General features: G+C 33.6%; 16 protein-coding genes. 9 read left to right on the top strand and 7 right to left on the bottom strand.

Annotation, left to right across the window (positions count from 1 at the left end):
* Position 1: 1 nt before the first annotated feature.
* From BUE10_RS18740 to BUE10_RS18705, 8 genes are all read left to right on the top strand, one after another.
* Complete coding sequence (locus tag BUE10_RS18740) at positions 2–1,279, top strand: ferritin-like domain-containing protein (RefSeq protein WP_073487594.1); 1,278 nt, start codon at positions 2–4, stop codon at positions 1,277–1,279.
* 106 nt (positions 1,280–1,385) lie between these two features.
* Positions 1,386–1,748: a putative quinol monooxygenase gene (locus tag BUE10_RS18735; protein ID WP_053472730.1), complete on the top strand. Its 363-nt coding sequence runs from the start codon at positions 1,386–1,388 to the stop codon at positions 1,746–1,748.
* A 56-nt stretch (positions 1,749–1,804) separates the two neighbouring features.
* Positions 1,805–2,824: a heme-binding protein gene (locus BUE10_RS18730; protein ID WP_073487593.1), complete on the top strand. Its 1,020-nt coding sequence runs from the start codon at positions 1,805–1,807 to the stop codon at positions 2,822–2,824.
* Between the two features lie 44 nt (positions 2,825–2,868).
* Positions 2,869–3,606, top strand: a complete 738-nt coding sequence (locus tag BUE10_RS18725) for a Dabb family protein (protein ID WP_159439067.1) — start codon at positions 2,869–2,871, stop codon at positions 3,604–3,606.
* A 25-nt stretch (positions 3,607–3,631) separates the two neighbouring features.
* Positions 3,632–5,092 carry an FAD-binding oxidoreductase gene (locus BUE10_RS18720; protein WP_073487589.1) on the top strand — a complete coding sequence of 487 codons (1,461 nt, stop codon included), beginning with the start codon at positions 3,632–3,634 and terminating at the stop codon, positions 5,090–5,092.
* A gap of 85 nt (positions 5,093–5,177) precedes the next feature.
* Positions 5,178–5,660, top strand: a complete 483-nt coding sequence (locus BUE10_RS18715) for a cupin domain-containing protein (protein WP_073487588.1) — start codon at positions 5,178–5,180, stop codon at positions 5,658–5,660.
* 96 nt (positions 5,661–5,756) lie between these two features.
* Positions 5,757–6,344: a TetR/AcrR family transcriptional regulator gene (locus BUE10_RS18710; protein WP_073487586.1), complete on the top strand. Its 588-nt coding sequence runs from the start codon at positions 5,757–5,759 to the stop codon at positions 6,342–6,344.
* Between the two features lie 151 nt (positions 6,345–6,495).
* On the top strand, positions 6,496–7,308 hold the full coding sequence (locus BUE10_RS18705; protein ID WP_073487584.1) for an SDR family NAD(P)-dependent oxidoreductase: 813 nt from the start codon (positions 6,496–6,498) through the stop codon (positions 7,306–7,308).
* Positions 7,309–7,424: 116 nt separating this feature from the next.
* Here BUE10_RS18705 and BUE10_RS18700 read toward each other — a convergent pair whose 3' ends face one another.
* From BUE10_RS18700 to BUE10_RS18690, 3 genes are all read right to left on the bottom strand, one after another.
* The gene (locus tag BUE10_RS18700) at positions 7,425–8,027 is read right to left on the bottom strand and encodes a murein L,D-transpeptidase catalytic domain-containing protein (protein ID WP_073487582.1); all 603 of its coding nucleotides are present in this window, start codon (positions 8,025–8,027) and stop codon (positions 7,425–7,427) included.
* 170 nt (positions 8,028–8,197) lie between these two features.
* Positions 8,198–10,231, bottom strand: coding sequence for a tetratricopeptide repeat-containing sensor histidine kinase (locus tag BUE10_RS18695; protein ID WP_234984770.1), 2,034 nt, complete (start codon positions 10,229–10,231; stop codon positions 8,198–8,200).
* A 102-nt stretch (positions 10,232–10,333) separates the two neighbouring features.
* A complete protein-coding gene (locus tag BUE10_RS18690; RefSeq protein ID WP_073487579.1) occupies positions 10,334–10,567 on the bottom strand; it encodes a hypothetical protein in 234 nt (77 codons plus the stop codon).
* Between the two features lie 100 nt (positions 10,568–10,667).
* Here BUE10_RS18690 and BUE10_RS18685 point away from each other — a divergent pair, with 100 nt between their 5' ends.
* Positions 10,668–11,336 carry a response regulator gene (locus tag BUE10_RS18685; RefSeq protein ID WP_073487577.1) on the top strand — a complete coding sequence of 223 codons (669 nt, stop codon included), beginning with the start codon at positions 10,668–10,670 and terminating at the stop codon, positions 11,334–11,336.
* Between the two features lie 142 nt (positions 11,337–11,478).
* On the opposite strand, the gene metQ is transcribed toward BUE10_RS18685, so the two are convergent.
* From metQ to BUE10_RS18665, 4 genes are all read right to left on the bottom strand, one after another.
* Entirely contained in the window at positions 11,479–12,291 is an 813-nt protein-coding gene (gene metQ, locus BUE10_RS18680) for a methionine ABC transporter substrate-binding lipoprotein MetQ (protein WP_073487575.1), read from the bottom strand.
* Positions 12,292–12,336: 45 nt separating this feature from the next.
* On the bottom strand, positions 12,337–12,990 hold the full coding sequence (locus tag BUE10_RS18675; RefSeq protein WP_053472747.1) for a methionine ABC transporter permease MetI: 654 nt from the start codon (positions 12,988–12,990) through the stop codon (positions 12,337–12,339).
* Positions 12,983–14,014 (bottom strand): methionine ABC transporter ATP-binding protein MetN, encoded by a 1,032-nt coding sequence (metN, locus tag BUE10_RS18670; protein ID WP_073487573.1) that lies wholly within the window; start codon positions 14,012–14,014, stop codon positions 12,983–12,985. The genes BUE10_RS18675 and metN overlap by 8 nt, the downstream gene beginning before the upstream one ends.
* Positions 14,015–14,514: 500 nt before the next feature.
* A complete protein-coding gene (locus BUE10_RS18665; RefSeq protein ID WP_073487571.1) occupies positions 14,515–15,504 on the bottom strand; it encodes an NADP-dependent oxidoreductase in 990 nt (329 codons plus the stop codon).
* Positions 15,505–15,549: the final 45 nt, after the last annotated feature.

Genomic DNA, 15,549 nt, shown 5'->3' with positions numbered 1-15,549 from the left:
TATGGAAAATAAATTATTTCAAAAGAACAATCCAAATCGTCAAAAGCTAATTAAACCAATTGCTGATCTGGATATTAACGAAGAGGTTTACTCAGTTGCTACAGATAATGCCTTTATTGCTGATAATGAATTCAATATCGATGCGCCTGCAATAGCCCAAAAAAGCACCTTGAAAACATCATTGAAAATGTCTAAAAGAGATGTAAAAAATTACATCAAAGATTTGAAACATCTTCAGGATTCTCTTAGAACCGCTTTAAAATTAGAGCTTTCAACAATTCCTCCTTATTTATGCGGACTTTACACGATTAAAGAAGGAAGTAATGTCGAAGCGGCAGCTCTTATTAGAAGTGTTGTGGTTGAAGAAATGCTGCATATGGTTTTGGTATCCAATATTTTAAACGCAATTACAGATCCAAAAACAATAAAAAAAGGAGATAAACTTTTTAATGTAAAAGATATTATTCCAAACTACCCTACTCCGCTTCCGGGAGGCATTGTTCCTGAAGTTCCAAAAGGTTCACCTCCGTTTGAAGTTCATCTTTTAAAATTCTCCAGAGAAGCATTAGATGAATTTTCTACAATCGAAAGACCTTCTGATCCTAAAGCGCCTATTACCAAAAACTTTGATAGTATTGGGCAGTTTTATGAAGCGATTCGTTACGGTTTACTTCGTTTAAATGAAGAAGCAAAGAAAAAAACAAAGAATGGTATTTTCATTGGAGATCCAAGCCGTCAAATTACTGCTGAACATTACTACGGAAGCGGCGGTAAAATCACAAAAGTTGTAAATTATGAAGATGCTGAAGAAGCGATTGGAGAAATCGTAGGTCAAGGTGAAGGTATCGACGGAACTATTGCTACAGAACAGGTTTTATTTGGAGAAGATATTGAATATGCACACTATTTCAAGTTTCAGGAAATCTGTTTTGGAAGAATGTACAGTGCCAATGATACCAATTTTCAAATGCCTGTAAAAAGTATCCCAACAGGAAAACCTTTTACGGTAAGCTGGTCATCAGTTTATAACATGAAAGCGAATCCAAAAATGAAAGATTATGAAAAAAATCCTGAATTGCTGGAAAAAGCAAAAGACTTCAACAAAGTATATGTACAGCTCCTAAACGGAATTAACGATGCAGTGAGCGGTGAACCTGAACTTCTTATTAAAGGAATTACAGTAATGTATGAACTTAAATACAAAGCGCTGGAATTACTAAACATTCCGCTTGAAAATGGCGAATGTGCAGGGCCAACTTTTGAATATGTAGAAGTGTAAAAATGGCAATTTCAATGGTAATGACAATAGCAATCGCAATTTCAATGGCAATGGCTATAACTCATAATTCATAATTCATAACTAATAACTAATAATTCAAAAAACTATGTATTACCCACTTGAAGCAAAATGGACCATTTTGCCCGGAAATGAAGAAAAAGCAAAAACAGCTTTGATTCAACTGGCAAAAGATGTTCAGGAAAACGAACCGGAAACTTTATTGTATATGGTTCACGTTCCGGATTTCAACCAAAAAAGCCTTCCGACTCCGCCACAGGGTCAGGTTATTTTTTGGGAAGTTTATGAAAACCAAGACGCATTTTTTAAACATGTGAACGGTCCCATATTTACTGAATTTGTAAAAACTTACGGCGATTTATTTCTAAGCGATTTTAGTACACCGCCAAATGTTTTCATGACCACTGAAGTATTATTTCAGATTCAGGGATTTAGTCGAAAAGCACTTTAAAATCCTAAGAAAAAATAAACCCATCAAAAAAACAAAATCAATTCAAAAAAAATAAAATGGCATCACAACAAAATAATCCGTTAGCAAATCTGAACCTGTCAGGTTTAGAAAAGCTAGAAGCAAAACCAGTTAACAAAGGACTTCAATCAAAATTTAAAGCCGAAGCTGTAACAACTGCACCAGTTGATCTTGGTGTATTAGAAACATTAGTAGGAACCTGGGTTGGTCCAGGTTTCAATTTAATTGAAGTTCCAAATATGAATCAGGCAAAACCGGGTCCGCCGCCTGCTGATAAATTCAAAATCATATTAAATTCAACGGCAGAAACTTTTACTTTCAATTCTATTGGAGGTGATATTATCAACCGTGGAAATGCACAATCTGATATCGCTTTTCAAGGCTTACATTATTTACAACAGGTAGATGATGTGAATCTTCCAAGCGGTCAAAACGGAATTCATTTAGAAACGGGATTATTCTTAAATCTTCCAAGTGGCACTGATCCGGCGGTACAGCCAAGTATCGCCAGATTAGGTTCAATTCCGCACGGAGATTCAATTCTAGCTCAGGGAACTTTTTTTACTGTAAACGGTCCGCCACAATTTGAAGTGGCAGATCCTACTCCATTCTTTATTGTAAACGGAAAAAGAGTAAATGACACAAGCCAAACTTATTTATCACAATTGGTAAATGCAGTTCCGCCTCCGGGAATTGCAAAAGAAGTAATTATGAACCCGAATATTCTTTTAGAAAATGCCATTAAAGGACAAAACATTACTAAAACTGTTGTGATCTTTTTAGATGCAAACCCTATTGACGGTGTTGCAACTCCGGGCGCAACTGCTCCTGTTGGCGGAATTACAAACATTCCGTTTGTAAATGTAAATGCCAATGCAAACAGCCTTTCAGCAATTTTTTGGATCGAAACTGTTGAAAATGCAGACGGAACTTCTTTCCTTCAATTGCAGTATACACAAACCGTAATCCTTGATTTCCCCGTTTTTGCCCCAGATGGAAGCGTTGTCGAAATTAAATGGCCTCATATTTCAGTAGCAACACTTCGTCTTCAGCAATAATAATTTCTGAAGAAAATCAACTAAAAACATTTAAAAAAATTCAAATGGAAAATTCAAATAACGCACCTATGTTGATGCACAGCACGTACTTCAATTTGGGTACAAGTAATACACAAGGCATTGTAGAAGCTTATATGGCCGAAGCAAGACAATATCTTTCTGAATCTGTTGGAATGATTTCTTTCTGGATTGGCGTTCGAGCCGATGATATGATCCGTCCTGAAAATGATCTTAATTATGACATTGCCATGCATCAGCTTTTTGCAAACGAAGATGCTTTTAATGTCTATAACGGAAATGATTCTGCACACAATCAATTCGTAATTGATGTAAACAGATGGGTTCCGGGCACAACAAGACGTGTTATGGATTATTATGTAACCAATCTTATTATTGGAGGAAATTCATCTGAACCACAATCGATTGGTGCCGATGGAAATTATCCGCAAAGTATGTTTCATGACCTGTATTTTTCTCTAAAAGATAAATCGCCGGAAAACATTAAAAAGTTTACGGATATCTGTGTAGAATATTTAGCAGGACATCCGGGAATTCAGCAGTTTTCAACCGGAGGTTTAACAGATATTAAAAGAAATGTTTCTGTTAGAAATTTTGATGTTGCGGTTTCTATTATTTACGAAAGTAAAAAAGCGTACGATGATTATCTGACAAGCAAAAAGCACGAAGATTTTTTTCCTGCAACAGCCGGAATGATTGACAACACGTACATTTTTGATTCTTATATAAAATACCAGTCAAAAGTGTATTCGCTTACCAGATAAAAATTAACCCCAAAAACTAAAAATCATGATAGAAACAGCAATTCAGGAATTAGTTCGTGAACTGAGCGGTTATGTGCTTCAGCCCTGCGATTCAGAATATGAAGACGTTATAAAAATTGATAACGGACGAATTCAGTTCAGACCGCGTTTAATCATTTTTCCGGCCGTAGTTGAAGATGTCAGACTGGGATTAAAATTTGCCATTACAAACGATCTTCCTTTTTCAATAAAAGGCGGCGGACACAGTGCTGCCGGTTACTGCCTGAATGAAGGCGGTGTTGTAATTGCAATGAAAAATTTAAACAGAATTACATTCAACCCTAAAAAAGAAACCGTTACGGCAGAAATGGGCGTAATCTGGTACGATGTTTACAAGTTTATGCAGTTAACCAATACAGGCTTAATTCCTGTAGGCGGCGGCTGCCCTACTGTTGCACCTCCGGGATTTATGCTTGGCGGCGGATATAGTTTTGTTTCCCGTTCGTACGGAATGAGCATCGATAATCTTGAAAGTTTAAAAATCGTTACTCCAGACGGCGAATTACGTCACATTGGTGTACACAGTACATCTGCAGAAGATATTGATCTTTTTTGGGCTTGCTCTGGCGGCGGCGGCGGAAACTTTGGAATTGTAGTTGAAATGGAAATGAGAGTTCGTAAACCATTAAGCAAAAAAATGTTAGTGGGACAAATTCGATATCCGTTAGAAATGGCTGAAGATGTTTTAGGTTATTACAACGAATGGGTCGAAGAAGTTCCAGATGCAATGGCCGTTTATGGTTTTATGGGAAATCAAAAAGATTTGATAGACAAAACGACCAATGTAAAAGTGCTGGGTTTAACTCCGGTTTTTAATGGTGATGGTGCCGAAGGAATTGAGTTGCTTCAGGGACTTTTGAAACTAAAACCAATTAATGCCGATTTGTTTAATATGACGCTTCCGGACTGGGAATTTTATAACGGTTACACGACAAGAGTTGCCGGAAGAAGTTCGTACATCCGTTCTACCGTCCTTCCAAAAGGCGGAATGAATAATAAAGTGGCAAAGGTTATTATAGAATCAATGAGCAAAGCTCCGTCTGCAGAAAGTTTTGCCGTTTGGACACATGCCGGCGGTGCAATCGAAAATGTTGCCTCAGATGCTACAGCATACGTACACAGAAACAGTCGTTTTATCCCCGAAGTTAAAGCAATCTGGGATTTAGATAAACCTGGCGATACGCTGAAAAATGTAGAATGGGCTTATGAATTTTTCGAAAGATTAGCTGATGCCGGAAAAGCCACTGGAGCTTATGTAAACTACATTGATCCTTTGCAGCACAACTGGGCCAAACAATATTATGGAAGTAATTATAAACGCCTTTTAGAAATTAAAAAGAAAGTTGACCCAAACAATTATTTTAATTTCCAGCAAAGCGTTGGTTCGCCATTTAATCCAACAAAAGAATTAACAGATATCAGCCCGATCAACCGAACCAGAGTATAATGCTTACTAACCCCAAATCCTCGAAGTTTTAGTATAAATCTTCGGGGATTTACTATTTCTAACAAACCAATTAAACATTAACATTATGTCACCAGCATCTGAAATAATCAGGCTGCTTAATTTGCAGTTAAACAGTACCGAAGGCGGCTATTTTGCCAATACCTACCCTATTCCACCTGTAGAAAACCCACCTTGCAGTGCCATTTATTACTTTCTGGATAATTCCCGCTGCTCTATTATGCATAAAGTTACAGGAGATATGTTATATCATTTTTATGCCGGAAAGCCTGTAGAAATGCTTTTATTGTATCCGGAAGGTCATACGCCAAAATCTGAAGTCTGCGTTTTTAGTAATGATATTGCCAAAGGCGGAAAACCGATAAAAGTGATTCCGGGCGGAACATGGATTGGTTCAAGAATTAAAAGTAAAGATTCCTGGAGCCTTATGGGGGTATCTATGGCACCTCCATTTAATCCTGATAATTACTTTTTAGGAGATCGTGATACCTTAATTGCCCAATATCCTGAACACAAAAAATTAATTATTGCCCTCACGAATCCCTCATAAACAGGCACATTTTGAAATTTTTCAAAAAATAATTCTGCTTTTGTTTGCAAATATGACCAATAGGTCATATATTTGTACCGTTAAATAAAAGCTATCATGGCAAAAGGTGAAGAAACCAGACAATTTATTATAGAAAAAGCCGCTCCTATTTTTAATACAAAAGGAATTGCAGCTACTTCTATGAGCGATATTATGGAAGCTACCAAATTGTCTAAAGGAAGTATGTATGTTCATTTTGAAAATAAAGAAGTACTTGCCTGTGCAGCCGTAGATCATAATGTAAAAGTTTTAACGGCTAAACTGCAGGCTGCATTAAGCAAACCTAAAACATCAAAAGAACAATTATTTGCTTATATCGATTTTTTTAGCAATCCGCTTCAGTCACCGCTTATTGGAGGCTGTCCGATATTAAATTTCGGAACAGAAGCCGATGATACAAACCCAATCGTAAAACAGAAAGTAAATAACGCTATTCACACTGCACAGCAATTGCTTTCGGGCATAGCAGAAAAAGGAATTGCAAACGGAGAATTTAAAACAGATTTAAAACCAGCTGATTTTGCAACTGTAATGTTTGCAATGCTCGAAGGCGGACATTTAATGTCAAGAATGTCTGGAAACAATGATAAAATGGAAGTCATTGTTAAAACCCTAAAAAATTTAATAGACCAAAACAGCATCTAATTTTTTTTTATTAAAAAAATGACCGATCAGTCATATTTGTAAATAACAATTTCAATGTCAAAAAACAAATATCAATATCAATTGCAATAAAAATTACAATACCAATTAAAATAAAATCATTTACAATTCACATTTAACAATTTAAGAAATCATGTCAAAAACAATTTTAATTTCAGGAGCATCAAAAGGATTTGGAAAAGCCTGGACAGAAGCATTTTTAGAAAAAGGATATAAAGTAGCTGCAACAGCCAGAAATATCGATACATTAAACGATTTAAAAGCAAAATACGGAGACGCAATTTTACCTTTAAAACTTGACGTTAATAAACGCGAAGATTCATTTGCAGTTGTTGAAAAAGTAAAAAATCATTTCGGAACAATTGATATTTTGATCAATAACGCAGGTTACGCTTTAAACGGTGCTGTAGAAGAAGCAAGTGAAGCAGAAGCTAGAGCACAATTTGAAACTAATTTCTTTGGAACTTTATGGTTAACACAAGCTGTTTTACCAATTATGAGAAATCAAAAAAGCGGACACATTATTCAGGTTTCTTCTATTTTAGGAATCGCAACTTTACCGGTTATCGGACTTTATAATGCTTCAAAATTTGCTGTTGAAGGTTTAAGCGAAACTTTAGCATCTGAAGTAAAACAATTCGGAATCAATGTTTCTTTAGTAGAGCCAAATGGTTATTTTACTGATATTTGGGATAACGGATTCCACAGCGAAAGTATTCCTGCATACGACGGAATCAAAAAAGCACTTGCTGATGGACACGATCCAGATACTTTTGGACAAGTAAGCGCAACTGTTCCTGCAATCGTTAAATTAGTTGAAGCTGAAAACCCGCCTTTACGTTTATTTTTAGGAAAAATAGCTTTACCATTTGCAAAACAAACATACGAGCAAAAACTAAAAACATGGGAAGAATGGGCTGATGTTTCAGTTGCAGCTCACGGTTAATTCTTTTTAAGTTTTGAATTATGAGTTATGGATTATGAGTTTCAACTTTTAATTCATAACTCATAATCCATAACTCAAACTTAAAAACACATAACTTATAATTCATAACTCAAAACTCAATAATAGATATGCATAATAATATTAGGCTTCGAGCTGTCTATTATTTTTTCTAATTTTTTAAAGAAAGCTTCACTAACCATTGGACAGCCGTGGCTGTTTGCTATATAATAATCTTGTTCTTCATTTGGAACTGCTGAATAGGAATGTAACACAATTGCTCTTTTTGCTGCGTTGCTGTTTGTTTCATCTAAACCAGATAATTTATACGATTTACCAAACATTCCTCTATAAGATTTTCCAACTGTATATTTCCCTAATGATGTACATTTTGAATTTGGTTCATTACTAAATTTTAATTCTCCTCTAACATTAGTTTCAGAACCAAAACCATTTGCAACTAAACCTTGGTCTATAATTTCATCTTTTTCTAAATCGTAAACAAAAAATCTGTTTTTACCTGATTTAATTCTCATATCAATAAAGAAGGCAATTTTTGTATTGTAAGCCGCATTTTTTTTAATCATTGCTTTTACATCCAAAAGTTCCGTATTAAGTCTTTCCATTTCCGGGCTTAATGGCGGAGTATCATTTTTAATTTCTACAGGATTTCCAAAAAAACTAATTGTAAAAAACAAAAAAAATAAGCTGTATATTTTCATGACAAGTATTTTTAATTTAATGCAAAGTCTAAAGTTTTTATTAATTTGATTTGTTTTATTTTAAATCAAATTAACAAGGCAAAATTAGCCCGCATTAAATCAAAAAAAGGTATGTAAAAGACTGAAGAGCAATAAAATAAGACTTATTTTTTCTTTACTTTATTTTACAGCTAAATAGTAAAAGTTACAATGATTTCGGTGCCTTCGCCCGGTTTAGATTTTACTTCGAAGTTTCCTTTTAAAGAGTTGGTTCTCTCTTTTATATTAGATAAGCCAATTCCTCTTTTTACTGTATAGATATCAAATCCAATACCGTCATCAATAATTGATAATTGCAAAACATCTTTATCAATTAAATCTATTTTTACCTCGACTTTTAAGGCTTTGGCATATTTTTGAATATTTAAAAGTGCTTCCTGAATGATACGGTAAAAGTTTATTTTATAAATATTCTGCACCTGCTCCCACTCAAATCTTTCATCTACAAAATAATTAAACCGTGTTTTACTAATCTCGTTTTGACTTTTAATTAAATTGGATAACAGCGTATTGAAATCATTGCTTTCTAAAAAAGAATCCTGATTCAAATCATGCGAAATAGTCCTGATTTCATTTTCGATGTTCTGTAATTCGAATATATACTCCTTTCTTTTTTCTATCGTTTTTTCATCTGTTTTAGAATTAAAAAACCCTAAATTCATTCTTACGCCATACACCTTATTCATTACACCGTCGTGAAGTTCTCTTGCAATTTTATTTTTTTCTTCTTCTTTTGCGGCGTTAATTATATTTTGCTGTTCGCTCAAAAGCTGGTAGATTTCGTCGCTGTCACTTTGCTGCTGCTTTACAAATCTTAATTCTTTGTTTTTATATTTTAAGTAAATTGCTACCGAAATTGCAGACAAGACTAAAAACAAGGCAAAGGAAAAAATTAGAAAGTAAAAGTTCTTTTTGGTCAAAACCTTATTTTCATCTTCGACCTTTACGGTTTCATATTCTATTCTTGCATATTTATTTTTTGTTCTGCTTTGAATACTGTTTATGCTGTCGCTTATAGCAATATATTGGTTGGCATAAAACAATCTTTTACTGCTGTCTATTCGGGTAAGCAGTTTTAATGTATTTAAAGTTTCATTGGTATTTTTTAATTTGATAGAAACTGTATAAGCTTCCTGCAGCGTTTTTAAGGATTTTAAAGAATCTTTTTGTGTGAGATAAAATTCTCCTAAATGAATTTTTTTATACATGACATCAGAAGTGTATCCCAGGCTGTCTACAATTTTCAAAGACTCTAAAAACATTGATTCAACATTTTTATATTCTTTATTTTTCATTTTAGAATAAGCCAGATTAGACAAAACGATGGCATAAAACCTAGGCCAGTTCTTTCTTAAATTTTTAGTCAATAAAGGCTTTAGTTCATTAATTGATTTAGAATAATCGCCTTTTAAATCATATAAATTACAAATATTAATTACAGAAGAAATATTGAAATTATTCACTTCATCACTATCTGTATTATTTTTTTTCATTGCTTTTAAATTTCTCAACGCCAGTTGATGATATTTTAAAGCCTGGTCGTACATAAACAGCTTTTCTAAACAATTTCCCATTAAGGTATTGCAGGAATAAAGCAATTTTATATTATCTGAATCTTTTAAATATTCAAGACCTTTAGTTAATTCTACCTCACACTCTACATAATTACCATCATAAAAAAGAACATATGCTTTATTAAAATACATTTGTCCCAGCTTGTTGTAGTCGTGAATCTTTAAATAAATTTTTTGAGCCTGCAGATAGTAATAGTAAGCACTGTCTTTTTGGGAACTTTCATAACAGTCACCAATAAAATAAAGAGACTTTGCTATTCTGGAACTATCGTTTTCTTCTCTGGATAATTTTAAAGCGGTTAAACTGGATGAATGTGATTTTTTAATATTATTCAAGTAATAATATTCTTCTCCTGCTTTTAAGTATACGTTTCTAACAGCAGAGTCATTTTTTTGATGCTTTAAATTATCGACAAGCGAATCTAAATATTTCTCTTTTGCTGTTCCTGAAATTTTATTAAAGTATTCCGTATCAAAAGTATTTTGATTTTGATTCTTAATTTTTAATTCATCTCTCCTATGATAAAATATAAATAAAATTACTATTGCTAATAGAAGTATTGGAATATATATTTTCGACTTAAATCTCAAAATGATACTTTATAAATTAAATTCAAATATATCATAAATAAAGAAGACTATAATACTTCAATATCAGTATTATAGTCTTCAGTAAATAGGGTCGAACATTTTTTATTTAATTTTTGGATTTAGCGGATCTCCATCGGGAGCGCTCATTTGTAAATTATAACTGATTTTTAAAGAGTCAACAGTTTTGGAGTTAACGGTTTCATCTTTGCTGATTTGATCATTTAGCTTTTTTTTTTCGGTTGAATTAAAATCTTGGTTGTCAAGATCATCAGTTGTACAAGATAAATTCATCATTAAAACTGATGCAAAAAGAATACGAATTACTTTACTTTTCATGGTATGTTATTTTTATGTTTTTGCAAAAAAACATCCAAAAAAGTTGCATATTTTACGGAAAATCCGTAAGATTGTTTAATTTTGTTTAAATTTTACGATAATGTCACTTAATATTTTAATTGTTGATGATCATCCTATGACGGTAGACAGTTATGTTAACCTACTGTCTGACGATTGCTTTGATACAGTTGAACCAACCTTCCTAAAAAAATACAATTGCGAAACAGCTTACAAGAAAATAATGCTGCTCGAAAAACAAAATACCAAACTGGATTTTGCCATTCTGGATGTTAATCTGCCGCCTTATGAAGAATTCAATATTACCGATGGTATTGATTTGGCTATAACGATTAGAAAAGTGCTTCCTTCATGCAAAATTTTATTATTAACAATGCATACCGAAGCCTTCATCGTAAACAGAATTATAAAAAGTATTGCTCCCGACGGGTTTATATCAAAAAGTGAAGTTAATTTTGAATCCTTTCCTGCTATCTGTCAAAAAATTCTAAAAGGAGAAATAATTTACAGTGATGAAATCGTTAAATCTCAGAAGAAATTAACGCACAGAAATTTAAATTGGGACGAATACGACAGCCAGATTTTAATCCTTTTATCACAAGGAGTTAAAACCGTTAATATTCCAAATCATATTCCGCTTTCAATGAGTTCAATTGAAAAGCGAAAAGCAAATATTAAAAGCCATTTATTATTAGAAAAAGGCGGTGATACCGAGCTTATTAATAAAGCAAGACAGTTAGGCCTAATATAAGCTTCAAAAGAAAGATTTGAAGCCAAAAACACAACAAAATAAAAAAAGGCAGATGAAACAATTTTTCATCTGCCTTTTTTATATCAAATAGTTAGCTGCCAAAGTTCAATTCACAATTAACAACTCACAATTCACAATTAACTTACCATCCTTTCACAGCGCCGCCTTTAAACTCACGTTCTGCTGCAGCTTCAACCTCCGGAGATTGAAAAGCCTGTAAAAACTGTTTTACCTTTTCATCGTTTTTATTGTCTTCGCGGCTAACCACAAGATTTACATAAGGAGAATCTTTATCTTCTACAAATAAGGCATCACGCGACGGAACCAATCCAGCTGCAGAAGCAAAAGTATTATTGATAATCGCAATCGAAACATTAGCATCGTCTAAAGCACGAGGCAATTGAGGAGCTTCTAACTCTAATATTTTTAAGTTTTTAGGATTACTTACTATATCTGTTACTTTAGGTAATAAACCAACACCATCTTTCAATTTTAATAAACCGTTTTTCTGTAAAAGCAATAAAGAACGTCCGCCGTTTGTTGGATCATTTGGAATAATAATAGTGCTTTCGTTTTTCAATTCAGAAAGGTTTTTTATTTTTTTAGAATAAGCCGCAATTGGATAAACGAATGTATTTCCGATAATTGCCAATTTATAACCACGCTGTTTAGATTGCTCATCTAAATAAGGTTTATGCTGAAAAGCATTTGCATCAATATCACCCTGACTTAAAGCCTCATTTGGAATTACATAATCGTTGAAAGAAACCAATTCAACCTCAAGTCCAAATTTATCTTTGGCTACTTTTTTAGCAGCTTCAGCAACTTTTAATTCCGGCCCGGAAGCCACACCCACTTTTATAAAATGCGGATCGTTGTTTTTACTTTTTCCACAATTAACTAAAACTAATGATAAAGCTAAAATTCCGGCTGTTTTCAAGAAATTTATTTTCATGACAAATCTATTTTTAATTTTTAATTCCTAATTTTTAATTGATAATTATCTGTGGTCAAAATGTTTTGATAATCTGTCTCCAATAAACTGAATCAGGAAAACCAAAATCACCAATAATGCCAAAACCGAATTCATTGTTACGGCATCATAACCAATATATCCGTATTGATAACCAACTTGTCCTAAACCGCCCGCACCAACTGCTCCGCCCATTGCAGAATAACCTACAAGAGTGATTAAAGTAATCGATGCTGCGTTTATTAATGATGGTAAAGCTTCTGGAAGTAATACTTTATATACAATTTGTAAAGGCGTTGCTCCTAAAGCTCTTGCGGCTTCAATTAATCCTGATGGCAGTCCCAATAAACTGTTTTCAACTAAACGAGCAATAAACGGTGCCGCACCAATACTTAACGGAACCAAAGCAGCGCTTACGCCAATCGAAGTTCCAACAATAGCACGTGTAAACGGAATCATCCAAACGATTAAAATAATGAACGGAATAGAACGAAAAACGTTTACAATAACTGATAAAGTTCTGTTTAAAACCGGCTGATCCAGGATTTGATTTTTTCGGGTAAGGAAAAGTAAAACTCCTGTTGGAAGTCCGATTAGGAAACCAAAAAAGCCAGACACAAATGTCATAACAATCGTTTCCCAGGTTCCATTTAATAATAAAGCGATAATAGAATCAGACATAACCTATGATTTCTGTTTTAATGTGTTTTGAAATAAAATATTGAATGGCAGCATCGTAATTCTCGCGTTTTCCTGATAATTCAATCAGCATAACGCCAAAGTTTACATCTCCTACCTGATCCATCTGTGCGCTCACAATTTTGAAGTTGGTATCAAACAATCTTGAAACCTCTGAAATAACAGGTTCATTAACTGATTTTCCAGTCATTTCAAGCTTTAATAACGGATTCAAACTTCCGTTATCTTCCTTTTGTAATTTCTCCTGATAAACGTCCGGAATTTCCAAATGAAGCGACGAAGCAATAAATTCTTTTGTTAATTCATGTTTTGGGTCGGCAAAAATTTCGCCTACACTTCCCTGCTCTATTAATTTTCCGTGGCTGATAACCGCAACTTCATCACAAATCGATTTAACGACTTCCATTTGGTGCGTAATCAATAAAACGGTAATATTTAAACGACGGTTAATGTCTTTCAATAAATTCAGGATTGAACGTGTTGTTGCCGGATCTAATGCACTTGTCGCTTCATCACACAGTAAAACTTTTGGATTATTTGCCAAAGTTCTCGCAATCGCAACTCTTTGTTTCTGCCCGCCGGAAAGGCTTGCAGGATAATCGTTTGCTTTTTCGGCTAAACCAACTATTTGCAGTAATTCTAAAACACGGGTTTTAATTGCTGCTTTTGGAGTTCCAATCAATTCAAGCGGAAAAGCAACGTTATCAAAAACCGTTCTTGAAGAAAGCAGGTTAAAGTGCTGAAAAATCATCCCGATTTGTCTTCTTTCAATTGCCAATTGAGCATTCGACATTTGCATCAATGGTTTTCCATTAACAAAAATTTCTCCCGAAGTTGGTCTTTCTAAAAGATTTACACATCGAATCAATGTACTTTTTCCAGCTCCCGAAGTTCCAATAACACCAAAAATTTTCCCTTGCGGAACCTTTAGCGAAACATCATCTAAAGCAGAAACGATTCTGTCCTTTTGATGAAAAGTTTTGGTAACGTTTTTTAATTCAATCATTTGTTCAATTCTAGTTTAAAAACAAAAAAGCCTTTCATAATTATTTGAAAGGCTTTTTGAAATAAATAATATCATTTTATATATAAGCCAAATCAATCATAAAGCATCACAGCACATCATGCTGCAGCTATAATAATTATTCAATTTCTGGCTATTATTTCTCATTGTTGCTGCAAATTTAAATAGATAATTTTAATTTTAGTATAAAAACCATTAAAACTTTTATTAACCTATCAAAATAGTAGATTACTATAACGGTTGCTTTGATTTAAAGCTTATCTGCTTTGTTTAAACAATCCAATTTGTCATTCCTGAGGAACGAGGAATCGCACTAGAAACTCCGTACAGATTATCGCCAATTTTTGCCACAGATTAAAGGATTAAAAAGATTTTTTCACGCAGATTTGGCAGATTTAGGCAGATTTGAGCAGATTATTTTTTTTTTGGCATTTTACTATTAAAATCTGCCTAAATCTGCCAAATCTGCGTAAAAAAAATATCTAAACCTTCATAATCAACTTTTTTCCTTCTGTTTTGTTTTCACGAAGTATTGTATGGGCTTTTTCTACTGTATTTACTTCTAAATCTCCAACTATTAAAATAACGGGTGGTGTAATCTTTTGCTGTTCTAAAAGTAATCGTAACGCATTCAATCCGTTTTTGTAATAATCGTAACGTTTTTCAAGTCCGTGGGCATAATTGGAAATATTTAAGATTGAGGCACCTTTTGTAAAAAGAATTCCTCGCGATTCTGGAGTAGAAAAATTGGTTACATCAACATAGATTCCATTGGTTTTTAAAAGTTTTGCTGCAATTTCTGCAACATTGTTTCCAACCAAATCAACTGCAATATCAAAATTTTTATTTCCGTTTAAAGAAAGTGCAGTTTCGTATATTTCTTCTTTTTTATAATTGATGATTTGTTTTGGTTTTACACCGAGATCAATTAATGCATTAATACTATTTTTATTCCCGGCTGTAACCACAAAATTCTGAAAACCATTTGCTATCAATATTTTAACAAATACATTTCCAACTCCGCCCACAGCTCCGGTTATCAATATCGAATCAGAAAAACTGACATTGATACGATTAAAGACTTGCAAAGCTGTTAACCCTGCTGACGGAATTGCTGCCGCTTCTTCAAAAGAAATATTAGAAGGTTTATGCACCGCAATTGCTTCGGGAACAGAAATATATTCGGTGTAAGTTCCATTAGACCCCATACTTCCTGATCCGCAGAAAACAGCATCACCAATTTTAAAATCAGTTACATTTTTACCAATTGCTGATACAATTCCAGAAAATTCACGTCCCAGAATTGGAGAGTGCAAAAGTTTTCTTTCAGACCCGTCTTCTGTCATTTGATAATCAATCGGATTAAAACCTGAAGCTTTTATTTTTACCTGAATTTGATGTTCTCTGGGTTGCGGAATTTCAACATCTTCTAATTGAAATTCTCGATTTTCCTGTAATACTATTGCTTTCATTTTTATCTTTTTATTGTACAAAAGTAATTCATAACGAAACCTGAC

It is taken from the genome of Flavobacterium sp. CF108, from assembly GCF_900129795.1.
Lineage (GTDB): Bacteria > Bacteroidota > Bacteroidia > Flavobacteriales > Flavobacteriaceae > Flavobacterium.
The sequence above is the reverse complement of the archived record's forward strand: the minus strand, read 5'-3'. Positions and strand labels throughout refer to the sequence as shown.

Bases quoted from the DNA above. Each gene is read 5' to 3' on its own strand.
- BUE10_RS18720 (WP_073487589.1), top strand. From the start codon at position 3,632: ATGATAGAAACAGCAATTCAGGAATTAGTTCGTGAACTGAGCGGTTAT.
- metQ (WP_073487575.1), bottom strand. From the start codon at position 12,291: ATGAAAATAAATTTCTTGAAAACAGCCGGAATTTTAGCTTTATCATTA.
- BUE10_RS18725 (WP_159439067.1), top strand. From the start codon at position 2,869: ATGGAAAATTCAAATAACGCACCTATGTTGATGCACAGCACGTACTTC.
- metN (WP_073487573.1), bottom strand. From the start codon at position 14,014: ATGATTGAATTAAAAAACGTTACCAAAACTTTTCATCAAAAGGACAGA.
- BUE10_RS18690 (WP_073487579.1), bottom strand. From the start codon at position 10,567: ATGAAAAGTAAAGTAATTCGTATTCTTTTTGCATCAGTTTTAATGATG.
- BUE10_RS18730 (WP_073487593.1), top strand. From the start codon at position 1,805: ATGGCATCACAACAAAATAATCCGTTAGCAAATCTGAACCTGTCAGGT.
- BUE10_RS18700 (WP_073487582.1), bottom strand. From the start codon at position 8,027: ATGAAAATATACAGCTTATTTTTTTTGTTTTTTACAATTAGTTTTTTT.
- BUE10_RS18735 (WP_053472730.1), top strand. From the start codon at position 1,386: ATGTATTACCCACTTGAAGCAAAATGGACCATTTTGCCCGGAAATGAA.
- BUE10_RS18710 (WP_073487586.1), top strand. From the start codon at position 5,757: ATGGCAAAAGGTGAAGAAACCAGACAATTTATTATAGAAAAAGCCGCT.
- BUE10_RS18715 (WP_073487588.1), top strand. From the start codon at position 5,178: ATGTCACCAGCATCTGAAATAATCAGGCTGCTTAATTTGCAGTTAAAC.
- BUE10_RS18740 (WP_073487594.1), top strand. From the start codon at position 2: ATGGAAAATAAATTATTTCAAAAGAACAATCCAAATCGTCAAAAGCTA.
- BUE10_RS18705 (WP_073487584.1), top strand. From the start codon at position 6,496: ATGTCAAAAACAATTTTAATTTCAGGAGCATCAAAAGGATTTGGAAAA.
- BUE10_RS18675 (WP_053472747.1), bottom strand. From the start codon at position 12,990: ATGTCTGATTCTATTATCGCTTTATTATTAAATGGAACCTGGGAAACG.
- BUE10_RS18685 (WP_073487577.1), top strand. From the start codon at position 10,668: ATGTCACTTAATATTTTAATTGTTGATGATCATCCTATGACGGTAGAC.
- BUE10_RS18665 (WP_073487571.1), bottom strand. From the start codon at position 15,504: ATGAAAGCAATAGTATTACAGGAAAATCGAGAATTTCAATTAGAAGAT.